Origin of the sequence: Labilibaculum euxinicum, assembly GCF_963678175.1 — a bacterium.
Classification (GTDB): Bacteria; Bacteroidota; Bacteroidia; order Bacteroidales; family Marinifilaceae; genus Labilibaculum; species Labilibaculum euxinus.
The window spans coordinates 1533211-1552584 of sequence record NZ_OY782756.1; the positions used below are offsets into that span (position 1 = coordinate 1533211).

The following is a 19374-nucleotide window of genomic DNA, read 5'->3' on the forward strand; positions in this document are numbered from 1 at the left end:
TGGGCATGAGTAATCATTTACTGTGCCCTCATTCAAAGATGAAATATGACGAATACTTTAAAAGAAATAGCTTCAAAATTCTCTGTTGAAGGGGAAATAGCAGATATTAAACCTCTTGGAGAAGGGTTTATTAACGATACATTTATTGTAACAACCCTTGCTGAAGAAGACCCAAGCTATTTATTTCAACGCAAAAATAAGAATATCTTTAAGGATGTGCCCGGAATGATGGGGAATATCTTAAAAGTGACAACTCACCTTAAGCAGAAAATAGCTGCAGCAGGTGGTGATATCATGCGCGAAGCAATGACAATTACACCTGCAAAGAATGGTGATTTGTTTTACAAAGATGAAGAGGGCGACTTTTGGGCAATGTGTCTTTTTATTAAAGACAACCTGACTTATGAAGCTGCGGACAGTCCGGAATTGGCTTATGCAGGAGGAAAGGGAATCGGTAAGTTTCAATCGATGTTATCGGATATGAAAGAGCCATTGGTAGATATTCTTCCAGGCTTTCATAACATCAGATTCCGTTTTAAGCAATGGGATGAAGTATTGAGTAAAGATACTGCAGGCCGTAAGGCTGGATTGACTGAAGAGATTGCCTGGGTTGAGAATCGCCGTGAGGAAATGCTTGAATTCTGGACTCTGGTTGAGAACGGAACCATTCCTACACGGGTAACTCATAACGACACAAAAATCAACAACATTCTTTTTGATAAAGAGGGAAATGATTTGTGTGTGATCGATTTGGATACCGTATTGAACAGCACCGTGCTGAATGATTATGGTGATGCTATGAGATCATACACCAATACTGGCCTGGAGGATGATGAGAATTTGGATCATGTGAGTATGGATATGGATATATTCGAAGTATATACCAAAGGATACCTGGAAGAAACAGTTTCGTTTTTAACAGCTCCGGAATTGGAATATCTTGCTTTTTCCGCCAGATACATCACTTTCGAACAAGTTCTTCGGTTTTTAATGGACTACATCGACGGAGATCAGTATTACAAAATAAAATCACCGCAGCACAATTTAATCAGAACTCATGCTCAATACAAATTATTAACAAGCATGGAAGAACAATATGAGCAAATGAAGCAAGTGGTATCAAAATACAGCAAAGAATTATTAGTGTAATAAAAGGAGTTTTATTTCTGATACCAAACCCGGTATTTAATCGTGTGGTAGCGTAATTTAAAACAAACAGTCATTTTCTCACGAAAGTGAAGTGTTTTAAACGAGTAAGGTTAAGAGATTATAGAAATAAAAAGAAAATGAAAACATTATTTACATCAAAAGTAGAGCAAGCATTCTATGAATTATCAGGAGTGCAGGAAATTACAGCCAAAATACCTTATGTAACGGTTGATAATTTTCCAAAATTAGGTTTGATGACTTCACTTCGTTTTTTGGAGTGGGCAGAACAAAATCCTCAGGGAGTAATTAGTTTGCCAACCGGTAAAACTCCGGAGTATTTTATCAAGTATACCCAGTTTCTTCTTGAGAATTGGAACAAGCCTAAAGGAATCGAAATCCGCAGTCAGTATGGACTTGGAAACATGGCTAAACCAGATTTGAGTGGTTTGCAGTTTGTTCAGATTGATGAGTTTTATCCAATTGATCCGCGTCAGCACAATAGTTTTTACAACTATGTGATGAAATACTATATTGATGGTTTTGGACTGGAGAAATCCAATTCATTACTAATTAATTCAGAGGAAATTCCATTGGTGGGTAATAAACATTTTCTGGAAGTTTTTCCCGATTACAATATTGATTTGTCGCTTCGTTACCGCGAGGCAACAAGTGTTGTGGAAGAGATGCAGCAGAAATCAATTTTCATGATTGATAACTGGTGTACTTCTTATGAGCAAAAAATCCGCGATAAAGGCGGCATCGGGTTTTTCCTGGGCGGAATTGGTCCTGATGGTCATATTGCTTTTAACACCCGTGGATCGGATCATTTTTCGACTACGCGATTAACAAAAACAAATTTCGAGACACAGGCGGTTGCTGCAGGCGATTTGGGTGGAATAGAAGTATCCAGAAACCGTTTGGTTATCACAATTGGTTTGGATACAATTACCCACAATCGAGATGCGGTTTCAATCATTTTTGCTGCCGGTGAAGCTAAAGCTGATATCGTAAAAGGATCACTGGAAAGCGAACCTGATGCAATTTATCCGGCTTCGGTACTGCAGCGTCAGAAAAACAGTCGTTTTTATTTAACAACAGGAGCGGCCTGTAAATTGACTGATAGTGTGAACCAATTCTACAAAACAGGAGATTGGACACATGCGAAAAGCGAAAGAGCGGTTATCGATCTGTGTCAGAAAATCAATAAATATGGTCACCATTTAACTTTGGAAGATTTAAAGGCTGATCCTTACACCAGTCAAATTCCTGATTTGAATGAAGGAACTGTTCAGACTGTTATTGATTCCATCAAAAAGAAGTTGGAAAAAGGGATGAAACCTGATACCAACGAGGTAATTTATCATACCGGCCCTCATCATGATGATATCATGCTGGGAATTATGCCGTACACCAACCGTCAGATGCGTTCAGCAACTAACGATGTTCATTTTTCTGTTCTTACATCTGGTTTTACCGCAGTAACGAATGGTTTTGTGATTGGTGTATTAAAAGAGTGTCAGGAATTTATCACCAAAGGTGAAATTCAAATGCTGGAATATTCTGATTTTTTCGAGGTAGGATTTAGTAAGAAATGGGATAAAGATGTGTATCATTTCCTGAATTCGGTTGCAGCCCGAAATCAGAACGGAAAGAGAAGAGGTTTGTGTCATCGTGTAATTCGTTCCATTGTTGAAACCTGGAAAGTAAACAGCAAGGAGCATCTGAATGAGACAATTGCTTTTATTATTGCAGATTTGGAAAGCAGTTACGATGGAGGTAAAAATACTTCTGAAGTTCAGAAAATGAAAGGGATGATTCGTGAGTTTGAAGAGGAGTTGGTTTGGGCTCATTTCGGTACTCCTGTTAAAAATGTTCACCACTTGCGTTTGGGTTTTTATAAAGGCGATGTGTTCACCGAAACCCCTGAAAAGAACAGGGATATGCTTCCGGTTTTGGAGGAATTCAGAAAATACAAACCAACAATTATTAGTTTGGCTATGGATCCGGAAGGAAGTGGACCGGATACCCATTATAAAGTATTGCAAGCCATTGCAGGAGCAGTTAAGGAGTGGAAAGAGGAAGAGGATTTATCGAAACTTCGAATTGTTGGTTACCGAAATGTTTGGTTTAAATACCATCCTTCCGAAGCCGATTCGATTGTTCCGGTTTCTTTGAATGCTCTTGATGTTATGGAGAATTCATTTACCGAAAGTTATTTAAGTCAGGTGAATGCATCTTTTCCAAGCTACGAGTACGATGGCAAATTCAACGAGCTGACACAAAAGGTTTGGGTGCAGCAGTTGAAGCAAATTCAATTGCTTTTAGGCAAGAACTTCTTTTACGAAAATAATCATCCGTTGGTAAGAGCTACTCATGGTTTGGTTTATATAAAGGAGATGAATGCTGAAGAGTTTGTGTCTATGGCACAGGATCTTGAGAAAGCAGTTGAAGAAAATCCGTTTTAAGTACCACACATAAATACCCCGGATCGGGAGACAATTGTCTCTCGGTCCACTTTTTTTAAGTATATGACCGAATATATCGTAAAACGAATAAAACAAGGCCTTTTAACAATTACAGGACAAGAAATGCATCCCGTATGGGAAATGGCTGATGTAAACTCTGACTTTACTTTTCCATGGGAAAATCAGAAAGCTCCAAAAACTAATTTTAGAGCTTTGCATGATGATGAGTATTTTTATTTCCGATTCGATGCGGAAGATGAAAATGTTCTCAGCTTTGTAGATAAGGATCATAAAATGGAAGTTGTTCATTCTGACCGAGTGGAGATCTTTTTCAGACAAGATGAAAAATTAAATCCGTATTATTGTTTGGAAATGGATGCCCGTGGTCGGGTTTTGGATTATGTAACCCGATATTACCGCGATTTCGATTATGAGTGGTCGTGGCCCGAATCTAAAGATCTGGATGTAAAAGCTTCGGTAAATACAAACGGTTATGTAGTGAAGGGAGCTGTAAAACTATCTTCACTGGAAGGTTTGGGTTTATTAAAAGATGGTGTATTGGAAGCAGGTTTGTATCGTGGATACTGTATGAAATTACCTGAAGGAAACAAAGAGGCTGACTTGAGATGGATCTCCTGGGTGAAACCGGATTCTAAGGAACCGGATTTTCATATTCCGTCATCATTTGGCAGGTTGAAGTTAGAGGCCTAATAAAAAGAAAGAATTAGCTTTGCTAAGTAATTTGTGTGTAAGTCTTACTTTTCACTAGCAAAACCGGAGGAGTACTAGTCCAACAATCGGAGCAGTACTAGTCCGACAACCGGAGCAGTACTAGTTCGATAACAGGAGTAGTATCAGGACTATTTTTATTGGAAAGCAAATTAGAATAAATTGGAATGACAGATATAGCAATAGGTATAGACATAGGAGGAACCAATACAGTTTTTTCATGTATTGATGCAAGCGGAAAATCATGGGGAAATGGAACCATTCCTACTCAGGAACAAGAACGGTTTGAGGATTTTCTGAATGACTTATGTGATTCAATTGATAAGACGATTGAGGATTCAGATGAAGATCTTAAATTAATTGGAATAGGTATTGGAGCTCCCAATGGAAATTTCCATACCGGGACGATTGAAAATGCTGCCAATTTACGGTGGAAAGGATTGCTGGAAATTTCCCGTTTGGTGAAGGAACGCATGAATGTACCTGTAAAATTGACCAATGATGCCAATGCTGCCGCTTTGGGTGAACGTATATTTGGAGGTGCCAAAAACATGGATGATTACATGGTGATTACTCTGGGTACCGGTTTGGGAAGCGGCATTGTTGTAAACGGCGATTTGCTTTACGGACATGATGGATTTGCCGGAGAAGTAGGACACATTATTATGCGTCCGGAAGGACGTGAGTGCGGGTGCGGACGAAGAGGTTGTTTAGAAACTTATGTATCGGCTACCGGAGTAAAACGGACTGCTTATAAAATGTTGGCAAAATATTTGGTTGATAGTTCTTTGCGGGCAATTCCGTTTAATGAATTGAATGCGAAAATGGTTGCTGATGCAGCCAATAACGGAGATCTGCTTGCAATGGAAGTGTTTGCCTATACCGGGAAAATGTTAGGGGAAGCTTTGGCGAATGTGGCATCGGTAACCAGTCCTAAAGCCATTTTCTTTTTTGGAGGATTGGCAAAAGCAGGTGAGCTTCTTTTTGAACCTGTTCGTGAGGCAATGGAAAAGAATTTACTGTTCCTGTATAAAAATAAGATTAGCCTGTTGCATTCTGAATTAGGCGAGGATGCGGCAGTTTTAGGCGCAGCCGCTTTAATATGGAACGATCAGGCTTAATGATTCCAATAAAATACTGATTGATAAGGCCGTTTCACAATGTGGTGAAACGGTTTTTTACTTCGGACTACTTCCTGGTTTGGGTATTTCTTTTGAAACAGCAACAGGCCCAATCACATAAGTTTTTGGTCCCAAATACAAATCAGAATTCATCATTTCATCCCAGCTTACTTCTTTTTCGGGATAATCGAAAGTCCACTTAACAGAACATCAGGATTATAAATCGTATTTTCACAATTTGTACTTCCTTTGCTGTCTTGAATAAGATCAGAAATTGAATTGCAGCTTTGTGTGATATCAGGCAAGCTGCCGTTGACGGAGGACAGAAAATACTTGCTGATGCCGGACTTCCTAAAGCAAAAGAATTTGTAGGTGGGGATTTGGGCTTTAAAGAAATGTGTGAAAGTGGATTGGTCGATTTGATCTATATTGCCATACCGTGGGAATGGCACGTACCTGTTGCAATTGCAGCCATGGAGAGATGGCCAAACAGGCTGGCGGTCATGGAGGTATGGATTTTGTGATGGATTGGCGATTGATTGATTGTTTGCGAAACGGACTTCCTGTGGATATGGATGTTTATGATGCTGTGGCCTGGAGTTGTATCACATCACTAAGTGAATGGTCCATTGCGAACAAATCCAATTCAATAGAAGTTCCTGATTTTACTCGTGGTGCTTGGGAAACCAATGCTCCAATTGACTTAACTTTAACTGGCGCAGGAACAACGCAGGTGAGGAATTTAATAAAAGCGAATTCTAAAGGACAATTAAACGTTCATTAAGAAAGTTACATAGTTAATTTAAGCAATAGTGAAGTTATGTCTTAATTGATTATTAAACTTCACTATTGTTGTTTTTGCAAAGCAACTAATGTAAATTTGTTTTTGATACTAAATTATATTAAATGAACAAACAAATTCTGGTAACCGGCGGAACTGGCTTTATCGGTTCACATACTGTTGTTGAGTTGCAAAACAGTGGTTACGATGTGGTGATCGTAGATAATCTTTCGAATTCGAAAGTTGAAGTGTTGGATAAAATTAAGGAGATATCCGGCATTCGTCCAAAATTTGAGCAGTTTGATTTAACCGACAGACAAAAAGTAAAGGATTTCTTTCAGAAATATTCGGATATAGAAGCAATTATTCATTTTGCGGCATCGAAGGCTGTTGGTGAATCGGTTGAAAAACCATTGATGTACTACAACAATAATCTGAATTCTTTGATGAATATCATGGAGTCGATGATGGAATTTAATGTATCCAATCTTGTATTCTCATCTTCGTGTACAGTATACGGACAACCTGATTGTTTGCCGGTAACTGAGCAAACTCCAAGAAAAGAAGCAGAATCTCCATACGGAAATACCAAAACTATTTGTGAGGATATAATTCGTGATACCATTAAAGCATGTCCATCGTTTAAGGGGATTGCACTTAGATATTTTAACCCGATTGGTGCACATGCTACGGCAAAAATTGGGGAGTTGCCTTTAGGCGTGCCAAATAATTTGATTCCTTTCCTTACACAAACTGTGGCTGGCATTCGCCCTGAGTTGAGTGTGTTTGGAGATGATTATGACACTGCCGACGGTTCAGCAATTCGGGATTATATTCATGTGGTGGATTTGGCCAAGGCTCATGTTGTTGCCATTGAAAGATTATTGAATAACAGAAATAAGGAAAACTACGAGTATTTTAATGTTGGTACAGGAAACGGCGTTTCTGTTCTTGAGATTATTAAATCATTTGAAAGAGCAACGGGAGAGAAAGTTCCTCATAAAATTGTAGCTCGTCGTACAGGTGATATCGAAAAAATATATGCCGATACGTCCTTTGCAAATGAGGAGTTAGGATGGAAAGCAGAGAGCACTCTTGACGAAACGCTTCTTTCTGCCTGGAAATGGCAAGTGAATATTGGTGAATTATAGCAAGTCACAAAAAGTTTTTTTTAACGCCTGTCATTTAATTGATAGGCGTTATTCTTTTTCGCGAATTGCAATTTTTAAAAATAATGTTGGGAATTAAGCTTCATACAGTTTAATACACTCCTGATTGATAATATCAACAGGCAGATACTCATCTTTTGTAATCTCGTGATTCAAAAGAACATATTCGAATAATTTTTTTACAGCTTTAAATCCTTGTTGATGAGGGTGCTGGCCAATTAAAAAATTGATGGTTCCCTGATTTAGATATTTGATGTTTTGTTCGATAGGATCAAAACCTACAAGTATAATATCACTGAGTTCGTTGGTAATCAGATATCTTGCTATTTTATAAACCTTGGATCCTGTGATGAATATGGCTTTTATGTTCTTGTTTTTCTTGATTACAGAATCCAATTTCTCTTTAATAATTTCAGCATCAGATGTAGGAATTTCAATACTTATTTTCAGACCTTGATTTTTTCCTTTATCCATAAAATAGCTTAAAAATCCTTGTGTTCTTTGATTTAAGTGATGAACATTTTCCAGATTTTTAGCCAGATTAATAATTAAAATATCTCCATTTTCGGGAATGCCAAAGTCTATTAAATTAGCGGCAACCCTTCCTCCATGAAAACCATCACTGCCAACATAAGCTAAATAGTTGCTTTTCGATAATTTTGATTCGATAAAAACATATGGAATTCCTTTTTCATCAAGTTTTTCGGTGAAATCAAGACTCTCTTTTGAGAAAATAGGAGAAAACACAACCCCTGAAGGATTAAGCTCTAAGATTGCTTCGGTTTGCTTTATAAAATCTTGTTCATTGTAATGCTCGAAAAAGAAATTTTTGACTTTTACTTGAAATTGTTCTAATTCCAAGGCGGCTTCAGTAATACCATTTAATGGTCTTTTCCAAAATATATCTTCCTCGGTTGGGCTTGGTAACAAAGATGCAAAAACACATTGCTTTTTAGAAGTAAGTGCTCTGGCAATAAGGTTAGGTTGATAGTTATTTACTTTTGCAATTTCCAGAATTTTATTCTTGGTTTCTTCCGCAACTTCTCCGCGATTGTGGAGTACACGATCTACCGTACCAACAGAAACACCTGCCTGTTCAGCTATGTCTTTTATTCGAATCTTCGCTTTGGTCATTTCTAGTAAATAAAAAAATCAGGAAGGAATTTATCCTTCCTGAAATTAACAAACTCTAACTACAATTATGAAACAAAAGTAATACATTTACTCATAAAAAATTTAGAATCCTAAGAGTAAAGTATTGAGGGGTTTATTAATTATTGAATTGGATTTAAATTTTCATCCAAAGGTTGCATTTTTGGCATTAATATATGTACCAAACCTAATAGGATTAGATAGGATGAACCAGCAACTAAAAATGCCCAGAAAAATCCTGTATTATTTGCATTATCAAGAACTGATCCTAGAATTACATTACTAATAATTCCAGCTACAGCACCTACCATACCACCAATACCAACAACAGATGCTACTGCTTTTTTAGGAAATACATCCGAAGCCAGAGTAAATAAATTAGCAGACCATGCTTGATGACCGGCAGCACCTAAACTAATTAAGATAATAGCAATCCATTTACTTTCTGTATAAGCAACAAAACAAACAGGTAGAATCACCATAGCACAAATTAGCAGGGTTAATTTACGGGCTTTATTTAGCGACCATCCTTTTTTTATAAACGCACCAGAAAGCCAACCGCCGAAAATACTACCACCATCTGCGATTAAATAAATAACCAAGAAAGGCAAGCCCATATCGTGAATTTTTACATCAAAATTATCTGCAAGGAATATGGCACCCCAGAAAAGATAAAACCACCAAACAGCATCGGTTACTTTAGCTAGTGAGAATGCCCAGGTTTGTTTCTTTAAAATAACATTTTTCCATGGAAGTTTTTCAATTGATTCAACCTCGGAATCACTTTGAATGAATACCAATTCTTCTTTTGAAATTTTTGGATGATCTTCTGGCTTTTTATAAGTTCTGTACCACATATAAACCCATATTGCACTAAGTGCACCAGTAATCAAAAATGGAATTTGCCAGTTAACTAATTCCCCTTGACCTCTGTCTCCGCCACTCCAATATACAATAGCTCCAACAACAAAAGGTGCTGCAATGGCTCCAACACTAGTAGCAGCGTTAAAAATACCAGTTGCAAAAGCTCTCTCTTTCTTAGGAAACCATTCCGCAACAGTTTTAATTGCAGCCGGGAAGTTACCCGATTCTCCAAATCCCAGACCGAATCGTGCACCCATGAATCCAATTAAACTGAAACCTCGACCTACAGCAGCATGTGCCATCCCAAAGAGACTCCAGACACCAATAGATAATATGTATCCTTTTTTGGTTCCTAATTTGTCAATGATTCCTCCCATTGAGATTAAACCGATTGCATAAGCAATTTGAAATACCACAAGAATATTTGAATAATCTTGTTTTGTCCAACCGAAATATTCGATTAGCTCGGGAGACATTACTCCCATAATACTTCTGTCGAAATAGTTGATACTGGTAGCCATAAAAAGCATCGCCAGTATTCTATATCGATAATTCTTAATTTTGAGCATTTATTTAGTTTTTAGTTTGATTTTAAACCTGCAGTTAATCCTTGTTCTAAACCGCGTAGTTCCGCCAATCCTTTCATTCTACCATATAAAGAATATCCTGGGTTTGTTTTCTTTGGAAGATCATCCAGCATTTTATTTCCATGATCGGGACGCATAGGAATTTGCCAGTCTTTTCGGCCTGATTCCTTACGTTCTTTTTCTTCTATCAGTAAAGCTTTCATTACAGCCGGAATATCAATATCTCCATCAAACAAGTAGTTTTCGAAGAAGTTTCCTTCCTCGTCTCTAGTCACATTTCTAAGATGAACAAAATTAATTCGGGGAGCTAATATCTTTGTCATTTCCGGCAGATCATTAAAATGACCAGCACCAAACGATCCTGTACACAATGTAATTCCATTTGAAACCGAGTCAACTACTTTAGTTAATTCCAAAGCGTCTTCGACGGTGCTGACAACTCTGGGTAAGCCAAGCAAAGCACGTGGCGGATCATCCGGGTGAATTGCCATTCTTACGCATGCTTGTTCGGCAACAGGAATAATTTCCTGCAAAAACTCATGCAAATGTTTTTTTAATTTTGGCGCATCAATTTCTTTGTAGCCATCCAATACTTTTTGGAAACTTTCCAAAGTGTATGATTCTTCGGCACCAGGAAGACCTGCAATTACATTTCGGGTAATTTTTTCGATTTCTTCTGCTGACATCAATTTGAATTTGGTCTCAGCTTTTTTCAAAATATCTTCAGAATAATCTTGTCTTGAATTTTCTCTCTTTAGAATGAAGACATCAAAAGCTGCGAATATTTCAATGTCAAATTTAAGAGCATTGGAGCCATCTCCCGATTCAAAGGCTAAATCGGTTCTAGACCAATCCAAAACAGGCATAAAATTGTAGCAAATGGTTTCAATACCACATTTACCTAAGTTTTTGATACTCTGCTTGTAATTTTCTATGTATACTTTATAATTGCCGGTCTGTTTTTTTATATCCTCATGAACTGGCACACTCTCAACCACCGACCAAGTTAGTCCGGCAGCTTCAATTTCGGATATTCTTTTTTTGATTTCGTCAATTGGCCAGACTTCTCCGTTTGGAATTTGATGAAGAGCTGATACAATACCGGTTGCTCCGGTTTGTCTTATTTCCTGAAGTGAGATTGGATCGTTTGGACCGTACCATCTCCATGTTTGTTCTAATGACATGCTGTTTGTTTTATAGTTAATGAACAAAACGGACAAGAGGTGATTGAATTCTTGTTCCGTTTTGTCACATAAACACGCTAACCTAAATAATATATAATTAAAACTAAAAGCCTGCTAAACTCCACTATACGCACTAAATCCTCCATCAACAGGAATAACAACCCCTGTAACAAAAGCAGACCAGTCCGATAACAGATAAAGTAGAGTACCCTGTAATTCTTCAGGAGTACCGTAACGTTCCATTGGTGTATTGTTAATAATTTTTACGCCTCGTGCAGTTGGTTCACCTGTTGCTTCATCGGTTAGTAAAAACCGATTCTGATTTGTCAACAAAAATCCAGGAGCTATTGCATTTACACGTACTCCCATTTTTGAAAAATGAACTGCTAACCATTGCGTAAAATTGTTCACAGAAGCTTTAGCTGCAGAATATGCTGCAATTCTGGTCAGTGGACGGTAAGAGTTCATCGAAGACACATTTACTATTGAACCTCCTTTTTTCTCAATCATATCCATGGCAAACACCATCGTTGGAAGAATCGTTCCTTTAAAGTTCAAATCAAAAACTCTATCAAAACCTTCCATTTTCATTCCAAAGAAAGTTTCTTCCAGATTTTCAAGGTCGGAATCTACCATTTGATCTACACCAGATGTAGCCAGAGGAGAATTCCCTCCGGCTCCATTGATAAGATAATCTACACTCCCCAGCTTATTATTGATTATCCTCTTTGCTTCCTGCAGTGATTCTTTATCAAGTACGCTTGCTGCAACCCCGATTGAAGAAACATTGTATTTGGTTTCAATTTCCTGAGCTAATTTTTCAACAGCATCAGCATTAATATCAATCAATGCCGTTTTTACACCCATTGCAGCCAATGATTTAGCCATGGCAGAGCAAATTATTCCTCCGGCACCGGTAACAACGGCTACTTTATTTCTTAAATTGGTTTCCATTTTGGTTTATTTTCTGATTTCTTTGATGATAGAGATAGCATTGGCAGTTGCAGCTTCAATTGCTTCGTAATTGAATGATCCATCTGCATTTTTCACCATCAGCTGAGATCCCATTCCTACACAATGAACACCTGCATTGAACCATTCTGTCAGGTTTCCGACTTCTGGTTTAACTCCTCCTGTTGGCATAATTGAAGACCATGAGAAAGGACCTTTTACGGCTTTTACAAACTCAGGACCACCCACTTGTTCTCCTGGGAATATTTTTACAACCTCAGCACCTAATTCTTCAGCGTAGGATATTTCTGTTAACGATCCACAACCCGGTGACCAGGCTATTTTCCGACGATTACAAACTTTAGCCATTTCCGCATTTAAGATTGGAGAAACAATAAAATTTGCACCCAACTGGATGTATAACGAAGTTGTACCGGCATCAATAATAGACCCGACGCCTAAAATCATTTCAGGACATTCTTTAGCAGTCCATTTAATTAGTTCTGCGAAAACTTCATGTGCAAAATCGCCGCGGTTAACGAATTCAAATACGCGGGCACCACCTTTGTAGCATGCTTTAACGATCTCTTTACAAACTTCTATATCTGAATGAAAGAATACAGGAATCATTCCCACTTCTTTCATTTTTAAAGCAACTTCTATTCTTGAATATTGAGCCATTTCGTTATTAATTATGAATTGAGAATTATGAATTATAAATGAAGAATACTTCAATCATATAATTCATAACTCATAATTTATCTAGCAACCCGTCCGGATGCATCACCTTCCATTAACTTCACAACTTCGTCAACAGTAACTTGATTGTAATCGCCATAGATTGTATGTTTCAAGCAAGATGCTGCAACCGCAAAATTGAGAGCTTTCTGATCATCTTTTGGCCATGTAATTAATCCGTAAATTAATCCACCCATAAATGAATCACCGCCACCAACACGATCAACGATGTGCGTTATTTGGTACGTATTATTTGCTTTGTACAATTCTGTTCCATCATATAAAACACCTGTCCACGAATTGTGGTTTGCGCTGATAGATCCACGTAAAGTGGTAATTACTTTTTTACAACGGGGAAATTGTTTCATGATTTGTTGAGAAACAGATAAGTAAGCTCCCGCTTCAACATGTCCGCCGGTAACATCAACACCTTCTGGTTTGATTCCTAAAACTTTTTCAGCATCTTCTTCGTTTCCTAATATTACGTCGCAACCGGCAACTAATTCCGGCATAACTTCGTTGGCAGTTTTACCATATTTCCAAAGATTTTTTCGGTAGTTTAAATCAGTTGAAACGGTAATACCTCTTTTGTTGGCTTCTTTAATAGCTTGTAAGCAAACATCAGCTGCACCTTGTGAAATTGCCGGAGTAATACCTGTCCAATGAAACCATGATGCACCTTCAAATACTTTTTCCCAGTCAATCATTCCGATTTCAAGTTCTGCAGCAGCAGAATTAGCTCTGTCGTAAACCACTTTACTGCCTCGGCTAATAGCTCCAGTCTCCAAAAAATAAATTCCCAAACGATCTCCACCCCAAACGATGTTGTCAACACCAACGCCGTATTTTCTTAAATCCATCATACAAGCGTGGCCAATATCATTCTTTGGAAGTCGGCTTACAAAATCAACCTCAATGCCATAATTTGCCAAAGAAACGGCAACATTAGCTTCTCCTCCGCCATAAGTAGCGTTAAAATTATCAACTTGAGAAAATCTAGCATAACCTGGTGTTGCAAGTCTTAGCATGATTTCACCGAAAGTAACTACTTTATTCATCTTTATTATTTTGTTTGAGTAAGATTAAAAATTGAAATAATTTTTAGCATTATAGTAACAGATTCCCTGTACTACTTCCTTCAATAGTTCTTCGTTATACGGAATTAATCCCTTTTCAACATCGTTACCAATTAGGTTGCAAAGAATTCTGCGGAAATATTCGTGACGACTGTAGCTTAAGAATGATCTTGAGTCAGTTAGCATTCCAACAAATCGGCTTAAAAGACCAAGATTAGAAAGAGCATTCATTTGTTTTTCCATGCCATCTTTTTGATCCAGAAACCACCATCCTGATCCCCACTGAATTTTACCTGCTATCTCACCATCCTGAAAATTCCCTAGCATAGTTGCATAAACTTCGTTATGAGCAGGGTTTAGATTGTAAAGAATGGTTTTTGTTAATTTTTCTTCAGTAGCCAGGCGATTTAGGAATTTCGACATATCTTCAGCCACCAATTTGTCAGCAATTGAATCGAATCCGGTATCAGCACCTAATTTGTTGAACATTCCGGTGTTATTGTTGCGAATAGCACCAATATGGAATTGTTGAACCCATCCTTTTGAATGATCCAAAACAGCAAATTCATACAACATTGCTGATTTGAATTTCAAAATTTCTTTTTCGTTCAATTCTTCTCCTTTTCGGATCTTTACAAAAATTTCAGTGGCTTCATCATTTGTATATTCAGCGGCAAAAAATTGCTCTAAACCATGATCGGAAGCTTTACAACCCATTTCAGCAAAGAAATCATGTCTTTTTTGAAGTGCCGAAAGTAAATCTTCAAATGTGTTGATTTCCATTTCGGATGCAATTGCCAGTTTGTTGATGTATGCGTTGTATTCTGATGCATCATCAACAGCCATTGCTTTATCTGGTCTCCAAGATGGAACCACTTTGGTTTCAAATCCGGAATCTTTAATTGCTTTATGATATTCCAACGAATCGGCAGGATCATCGGTTGTACCAATAACTTCAACATTGGCTTTGCGAATTAAGCTTCTGCATGAAAACTCAGGAGTCTTCAATTTTTCATTGCACTCGTTCCAGATTTCCTCTGATGTATCAGGACTTAATATTTTTTCAATGCCAAATGGCTTTTTTAGCTCCAAATGTGTCCAGTGGTAAAGAGGGTTGCGCAGTGTATATGGAACAGTACAAGCCCAATTTTCGAATTTCTCTCTGTCAGAGGAAGATTCTCCGGTGATACCTTCTTCTTTTATACCGTTGGTTCTCATAGCTCTCCACTTGTAGTGGTCACCATATAACCATATCTGAGTCATGTTTTCAAATTGCTTATCATCCGCTATTTCTTTTGGGGAAATATGGCAGTGATAGTCGATAATTGGAAGATCGGCTGCAAATTCATGATACAGTTTTTTCGCTGTATCGGTCTCAAGAATAAAATCCTTGTCTAAAAATTTCTTCATCGATATTGTATCAAATAAGTTTCGTTTTCGTACACGGGAGTTTGTAAAAAAAAGGTTTAAAACGATTGTTTAAATAATTAGAACCTTTTCAAAGTTTAAATCTAAAACATTTCCGTGTTCGAACACGAAGGTAGTGTTGTTTTCTAATTATTGCAAATTCAGATTTGTTTTTTTCACAGAATTAGTTTTGCCTGATGTAATTTATTAAAAGATTTCTTCAGTGCCTTTCAATTGTAATCTAGACTTACAGTGGTTTGTGCTGATATAGTAAAAAAAAGGAATGCAGTTTATTGATTAATCTGAAAGTTGTTATTTATTCGGATTCTAAAAAAGAGAAGTTCGTATCAATCACATCAAACCTTGTTACTTGTGCTGAGGTGATACAGTTTTATTCGTTTTGCTAAAGATTCAAAAATTAAAGAATAATCTAAGTTTTCCATTTCTATCATGATTTAGAATTACTATATAAGATGAATTTAAGGTTTTACAAGAGTTGTCACAATGAATCTTGGACTACAGAAGGGGGCACTTAATTCTAAATTTAATAAGGTTAAAATTTCATGTTGTGGTAAAAAAAAATGGTTTTGCGTGTAGTAATGTGCTGATTAATAATGTTTAATACATTGTTTTGGTTTGTTGTAAATTAACATCTGCGCCATTAATTTGTATCATAAATGACACATGAGTTATCATTTCAACTCTTATCATTAACAAATTTTAACATGTTGGAGTAAGACCCGCGATATATTTGTAACATGTTTAATAACCGAGTTTTATTTAAATCAGATTTCTATGATGATTAAAAAAGCGAAATTAAAAATTCCGGTGCAATCGTTATCAAGGCAGTTGCTAATTTTTACTGGAATTGCGCTGATGTTGCTTTCAGCAACTGTGGCATATGGGCAGACAGAGCGAACCATAACGGGTGTTGTTGTATCTGCGACAGACGGTACGCCAATACCGGGTACAAATGTAGTTATAAAAGGAACTACAATTGGTGGAATTACCGATATTGATGGAAACTACTCTATTCAGGTTAACGAAAACGATGTCGTTGTTTTTTCTTTTATTGGATTTAGATCTCAGGAAGTTCTTATCTCCAATCAGCAGGTAATAAATATTGTATTGGCTGAAGATGTATCCAGCCTTGATGAAGTTATTGTTGTAGGTTATGGTGTTCAGCAGAAAAAGCTAGTGACTGGTGCTACTTCTCAGATGAAAGGAGATGCAATTCAAAAGCAAAATGCGACTAACCCTTTACAAGCCATGCAAGGTCAAACGGCCGGTGTTAATATTGCGTCTACTTCAGGGCAGCCAGGGTCAGACATGAGAGTAACCATTCGTGGTATTGGTACAGTTGGAGATTCTCAACCACTCTATATTATTGATGGAGTTCAGGGAGATATCACAACGGTAAATGCTTCGGACATTGAAAGTCTGGATGTATTAAAAGATGCTGCTTCTGCTGCTATTTATGGTTCTCAGGCTGCTAATGGTGTTGTTTTGGTTACTACAAAACAGGGGAAAGCTGGAAAAGCACAAATTTCTTTTGATGCTTATTATGGTGTGCAAAATGTAGCAAGAACCACTGATATGCTGAACAGAGATCAATACATTACAATGATGCAGGAGCAAGCATTAAACTCAGGGTCAGCTTTGTATGATGGAAGTGTTTTTGATGGTGCTGCCGATACTGATTGGGTAGATCAAATGTTTACAGACAATGCTGTTACTGAGAATTATTCACTTGGAATTACCGGAGGAACAGATGCTTCTGTTTATGCTCTTTCCTTATCTTATATTGATCAGGAAGGTATTGTAGGTGGTGCAGATGTATCAAACTATGAACGATATGGCTTTCGTGTTAATACAGAGCACAAATTGTATGAAAATATTTTAAAGGTTGGCCAACATATGAATTTCAATTATATTAAGAATAATGGAGTTGCTGTTGGTAATCAATATAGTAATAGCTTAAGAGGTGCATTTGGTACGTCTCCTTTATCACCAGTATATAGTGATAACAATATTTACGGCAGTCCTTACAATGACACATCTAATTCTCCTTGGAATACCGGTGATGGTAATCCTTACGGATCATTAATGACAAACAATAAGAATGCCAGCGATCAGCAAAAAATGCTTGCTGATATTTATGCGGAGTTAGAGCCTGTTAAAAATTTAAAAATCAAATCATTGTTTGGTTTTAACTATTATGCTTCTGAATATCGAAGTTATTCACCATTGTATCAGTTCTCTATTTATTCATACAACAATGATCACACCACAGTGAATCAAAACATGAGTAAAGGACATACCATGACCTGGACGAATACAGCAAGTTATAGTTTTGATCTTAATGAAGTACATAAGTTTGATGTATTGGCTGGGATGGAAGTTATTCGTTTTCAGGGAACTAAATTAGAAGGTTCAAATTGGGATCTGCTCTCACAGTTCGACAATTTCGGAGGTGCTTATCTTGATAACACAAGTGGACAAGCAGAGTTGGATAAAGATCCGGAAACAGGTGAAGTAAAAGGAGTTATTGAGAAACGCACAGTTGGAGGTGGACCAGAGGTGAAATCACGTCGTCTGTCCTATTTCGGTCGTTTGGGATACAACTACAAAGAAAAATACATGCTGAATGCGACTTTACGTGCAGATGCATCATCGAAATTTACCAAAGGGAATCGCTGGGGATATTTTCCATCTGTTTCAGCAGGTTGGGTTGCAACAAATGAACCATTTTTAGAATCGGTTAATACCTGGATGGATTTCCTTAAAGTAAGAGCAAGTTGGGGACAGGTAGGTAACCAGTCTATTGATGATTTTCAGTATGCAGCACCTGTTAATACATCAACCAATTTTTCAGGAACTGATCCAGCTGCTAATTATGTGTTTGGTACAGCACTGGTAAATACACCTGGAGCATATCCAAGCAGATTATCCAACCCAATTGTAAAATGGGAGACCTCGGAACAAACCAATATTGGTTTCGATGCTTATTTTATGAATAGTCGATTGGGTGTTAATGCAGATTTTTATGTGAAAAAAACCAAAGACTGGCTGGTAACAGCACCAATTTTAGCAACTGCAGGTACATCTGCTCCTGTTATTAATGGAGGTAATGTGAAAAATACAGGAATTGAATTGGCCTTAACATGGTCTGATAATATTGGAGATTTGAATTATCATATTGGTGTTAACGGTGCTTATAATAAAAACGAGGTAGGACAAATCCCTACTGATGATGGAATTATTCATGGCTTATCAAATATGTTGTATGATAATTCACCGGAGTTTTACAGAGCTGAAAATGGACATGCCATCGGATATTTCTGGGGTTATGCAACAGCTGGAATATTCCAAAGTGAGGCAGATATACAAGCTTGGCGAAATGCGGGAAATGGAATTTTGCAGGACGATGTAAAACCAGGTGATGTAAAATATGTAGATCAGGATAAAGATGGAATCGTAAATTCTGACGATAAAGTAGATTTGGGTAGTGGTATTCCTGATTTGACTTATGGTTTTAATCTTAGTTTGGACTACAAAGGATTTGATTTGGCAATTTCTGCTAATGGTGTTGTGGGGAATGAAATTGTACAGTCGTACCGGAACCAGGGGAATAAGAAGGCTAATTACACAACAGCTGTATTGCAGCGCTGGACTGGCGAAGGAACATCCAATAACATGCCGCGTGTTACAGAAACCAATGTAAACTGGCAATTCTCAGACCTTTATATACAAAATGGAGACTTCTTACGCATTAGTAATATTGCTTTGGGATATGATTTTAGCAGATTGACTAAAAACAAATTATTCAGTCAGCTGCGATTATATGCTGCTGTTCAAAACGCATTTACTTTTACAAAGTATGATGGTATGGATCCGGAAATAGGATATGGAACACAAAGTTGGGTGTCAGGGGTCGATTTAGGATATTACCCACGTCCTCGTACTTTCCTGATTGGTGTTAATCTTAAGTTTTAATGTTG

Annotated in this window: 15 protein-coding genes; 8 read left to right on the plus strand and 7 right to left on the minus strand. The window is 37.4% G+C overall.

Translation table 11 applies throughout. The annotated features are described in order from the left end of the window. Positions 1 to 45: 45 nt before the first annotated feature. The 7 genes from ACY0M5_RS06540 (at position 46) to galE (ending at position 7396) form a co-directional block, all read left to right on the plus strand. On the plus strand, positions 46 to 1149 hold the full coding sequence (locus tag ACY0M5_RS06540; RefSeq protein WP_461631193.1) for a phosphotransferase enzyme family protein: 1104 nt from the start codon (positions 46 to 48) through the stop codon (positions 1147 to 1149). 137 nt (positions 1150 to 1286) lie between these two features. Then, a complete protein-coding gene (locus tag ACY0M5_RS06545; RefSeq protein ID WP_461631194.1) occupies positions 1287 to 3614 on the plus strand; it encodes a glucosamine-6-phosphate isomerase in 2328 nt (775 codons plus the stop codon). A 63-nt stretch (positions 3615 to 3677) separates the two neighbouring features. Continuing rightward, positions 3678 to 4325 (plus strand): carbohydrate-binding family 9-like protein, encoded by a 648-nt coding sequence (locus ACY0M5_RS06550; RefSeq protein WP_461631195.1) that lies wholly within the window; start codon positions 3678 to 3680, stop codon positions 4323 to 4325. Positions 4326 to 4510: 185 nt separating this feature from the next. Then, the gene (locus ACY0M5_RS06555) at positions 4511 to 5464 is read left to right on the plus strand and encodes an ROK family protein (RefSeq protein WP_461631196.1); all 954 of its coding nucleotides are present in this window, start codon (positions 4511 to 4513) and stop codon (positions 5462 to 5464) included. A 287-nt stretch (positions 5465 to 5751) separates the two neighbouring features. Then, on the plus strand, positions 5752 to 5988 hold the full coding sequence (locus tag ACY0M5_RS06560; RefSeq protein WP_461631197.1) for a hypothetical protein: 237 nt from the start codon (positions 5752 to 5754) through the stop codon (positions 5986 to 5988). Further along, positions 5946 to 6248, plus strand: a complete 303-nt coding sequence (locus tag ACY0M5_RS06565; protein ID WP_461631198.1) for a hypothetical protein — start codon at positions 5946 to 5948, stop codon at positions 6246 to 6248. The genes ACY0M5_RS06560 and ACY0M5_RS06565 overlap by 43 nt, the downstream gene beginning before the upstream one ends. Before the next feature lie 122 nt (positions 6249 to 6370). Continuing rightward, positions 6371 to 7396, plus strand: coding sequence for a UDP-glucose 4-epimerase GalE (gene galE / locus ACY0M5_RS06570; protein WP_461631199.1), 1026 nt, complete (start codon positions 6371 to 6373; stop codon positions 7394 to 7396). Positions 7397 to 7489: 93 nt separating this feature from the next. Here galE and ACY0M5_RS06575 read toward each other — a convergent pair whose 3' ends face one another. The 7 genes from ACY0M5_RS06575 to uxaC form a co-directional block, all read right to left on the minus strand. Further along, positions 7490 to 8548 (minus strand): LacI family DNA-binding transcriptional regulator, encoded by a 1059-nt coding sequence (locus ACY0M5_RS06575; RefSeq protein ID WP_461631200.1) that lies wholly within the window; start codon positions 8546 to 8548, stop codon positions 7490 to 7492. Positions 8549 to 8688: 140 nt separating this feature from the next. Next, a complete protein-coding gene (locus tag ACY0M5_RS06580; RefSeq protein WP_461631201.1) occupies positions 8689 to 9999 on the minus strand; it encodes an MFS transporter in 1311 nt (436 codons plus the stop codon). Positions 10000 to 10010: 11 nt separating this feature from the next. Beyond that, positions 10011 to 11201: a mannonate dehydratase gene (gene uxuA / locus ACY0M5_RS06585; protein WP_461631202.1), complete on the minus strand. Its 1191-nt coding sequence runs from the start codon at positions 11199 to 11201 to the stop codon at positions 10011 to 10013. Positions 11202 to 11315: 114 nt separating this feature from the next. Further along, a complete protein-coding gene (locus ACY0M5_RS06590; protein ID WP_461631203.1) occupies positions 11316 to 12155 on the minus strand; it encodes an SDR family oxidoreductase in 840 nt (279 codons plus the stop codon). 6 nt (positions 12156 to 12161) lie between these two features. Then, complete coding sequence (locus ACY0M5_RS06595) at positions 12162 to 12833, minus strand: bifunctional 4-hydroxy-2-oxoglutarate aldolase/2-dehydro-3-deoxy-phosphogluconate aldolase (protein ID WP_124993281.1); 672 nt, start codon at positions 12831 to 12833, stop codon at positions 12162 to 12164. Between the two features lie 77 nt (positions 12834 to 12910). Further along, positions 12911 to 13948 carry a sugar kinase gene (locus tag ACY0M5_RS06600; RefSeq protein WP_124993114.1) on the minus strand — a complete coding sequence of 346 codons (1038 nt, stop codon included), beginning with the start codon at positions 13946 to 13948 and terminating at the stop codon, positions 12911 to 12913. 24 nt (positions 13949 to 13972) lie between these two features. Beyond that, positions 13973 to 15376 (minus strand): glucuronate isomerase, encoded by a 1404-nt coding sequence (gene uxaC, locus ACY0M5_RS06605; protein ID WP_461631204.1) that lies wholly within the window; start codon positions 15374 to 15376, stop codon positions 13973 to 13975. Positions 15377 to 16168: 792 nt separating this feature from the next. Between uxaC and ACY0M5_RS06610 the strand changes: the two genes are divergently transcribed. Continuing rightward, positions 16169 to 19369 carry a SusC/RagA family TonB-linked outer membrane protein gene (locus ACY0M5_RS06610; RefSeq protein WP_461631205.1) on the plus strand — a complete coding sequence of 1067 codons (3201 nt, stop codon included), beginning with the start codon at positions 16169 to 16171 and terminating at the stop codon, positions 19367 to 19369. Positions 19370 to 19374: the final 5 nt, after the last annotated feature.

Coding starts and splice junctions, on each gene's coding strand:
- ACY0M5_RS06600 (WP_124993114.1), bottom strand. CDS start 13,948: ATGAATAAAGTAGTTACTTTCGGTGAAATCATGCTAAGACTTGCAACA.
- ACY0M5_RS06550 (WP_461631195.1), top strand. CDS start 3,678: ATGACCGAATATATCGTAAAACGAATAAAACAAGGCCTTTTAACAATT.
- ACY0M5_RS06580 (WP_461631201.1), bottom strand. CDS start 9,999: ATGCTCAAAATTAAGAATTATCGATATAGAATACTGGCGATGCTTTTT.
- ACY0M5_RS06575 (WP_461631200.1), bottom strand. CDS start 8,548: ATGACCAAAGCGAAGATTCGAATAAAAGACATAGCTGAACAGGCAGGT.
- ACY0M5_RS06590 (WP_461631203.1), bottom strand. CDS start 12,155: ATGGAAACCAATTTAAGAAATAAAGTAGCCGTTGTTACCGGTGCCGGA.
- ACY0M5_RS06610 (WP_461631205.1), top strand. CDS start 16,169: ATGATGATTAAAAAAGCGAAATTAAAAATTCCGGTGCAATCGTTATCA.
- ACY0M5_RS06555 (WP_461631196.1), top strand. CDS start 4,511: ATGACAGATATAGCAATAGGTATAGACATAGGAGGAACCAATACAGTT.
- galE (WP_461631199.1), top strand. CDS start 6,371: ATGAACAAACAAATTCTGGTAACCGGCGGAACTGGCTTTATCGGTTCA.
- ACY0M5_RS06565 (WP_461631198.1), top strand. CDS start 5,946: ATGGCCAAACAGGCTGGCGGTCATGGAGGTATGGATTTTGTGATGGAT.
- uxuA (WP_461631202.1), bottom strand. CDS start 11,201: ATGTCATTAGAACAAACATGGAGATGGTACGGTCCAAACGATCCAATC.
- ACY0M5_RS06540 (WP_461631193.1), top strand. CDS start 46: ATGACGAATACTTTAAAAGAAATAGCTTCAAAATTCTCTGTTGAAGGG.
- ACY0M5_RS06595 (WP_124993281.1), bottom strand. CDS start 12,833: ATGGCTCAATATTCAAGAATAGAAGTTGCTTTAAAAATGAAAGAAGTG.
- ACY0M5_RS06545 (WP_461631194.1), top strand. CDS start 1,287: ATGAAAACATTATTTACATCAAAAGTAGAGCAAGCATTCTATGAATTA.
- uxaC (WP_461631204.1), bottom strand. CDS start 15,376: ATGAAGAAATTTTTAGACAAGGATTTTATTCTTGAGACCGATACAGCG.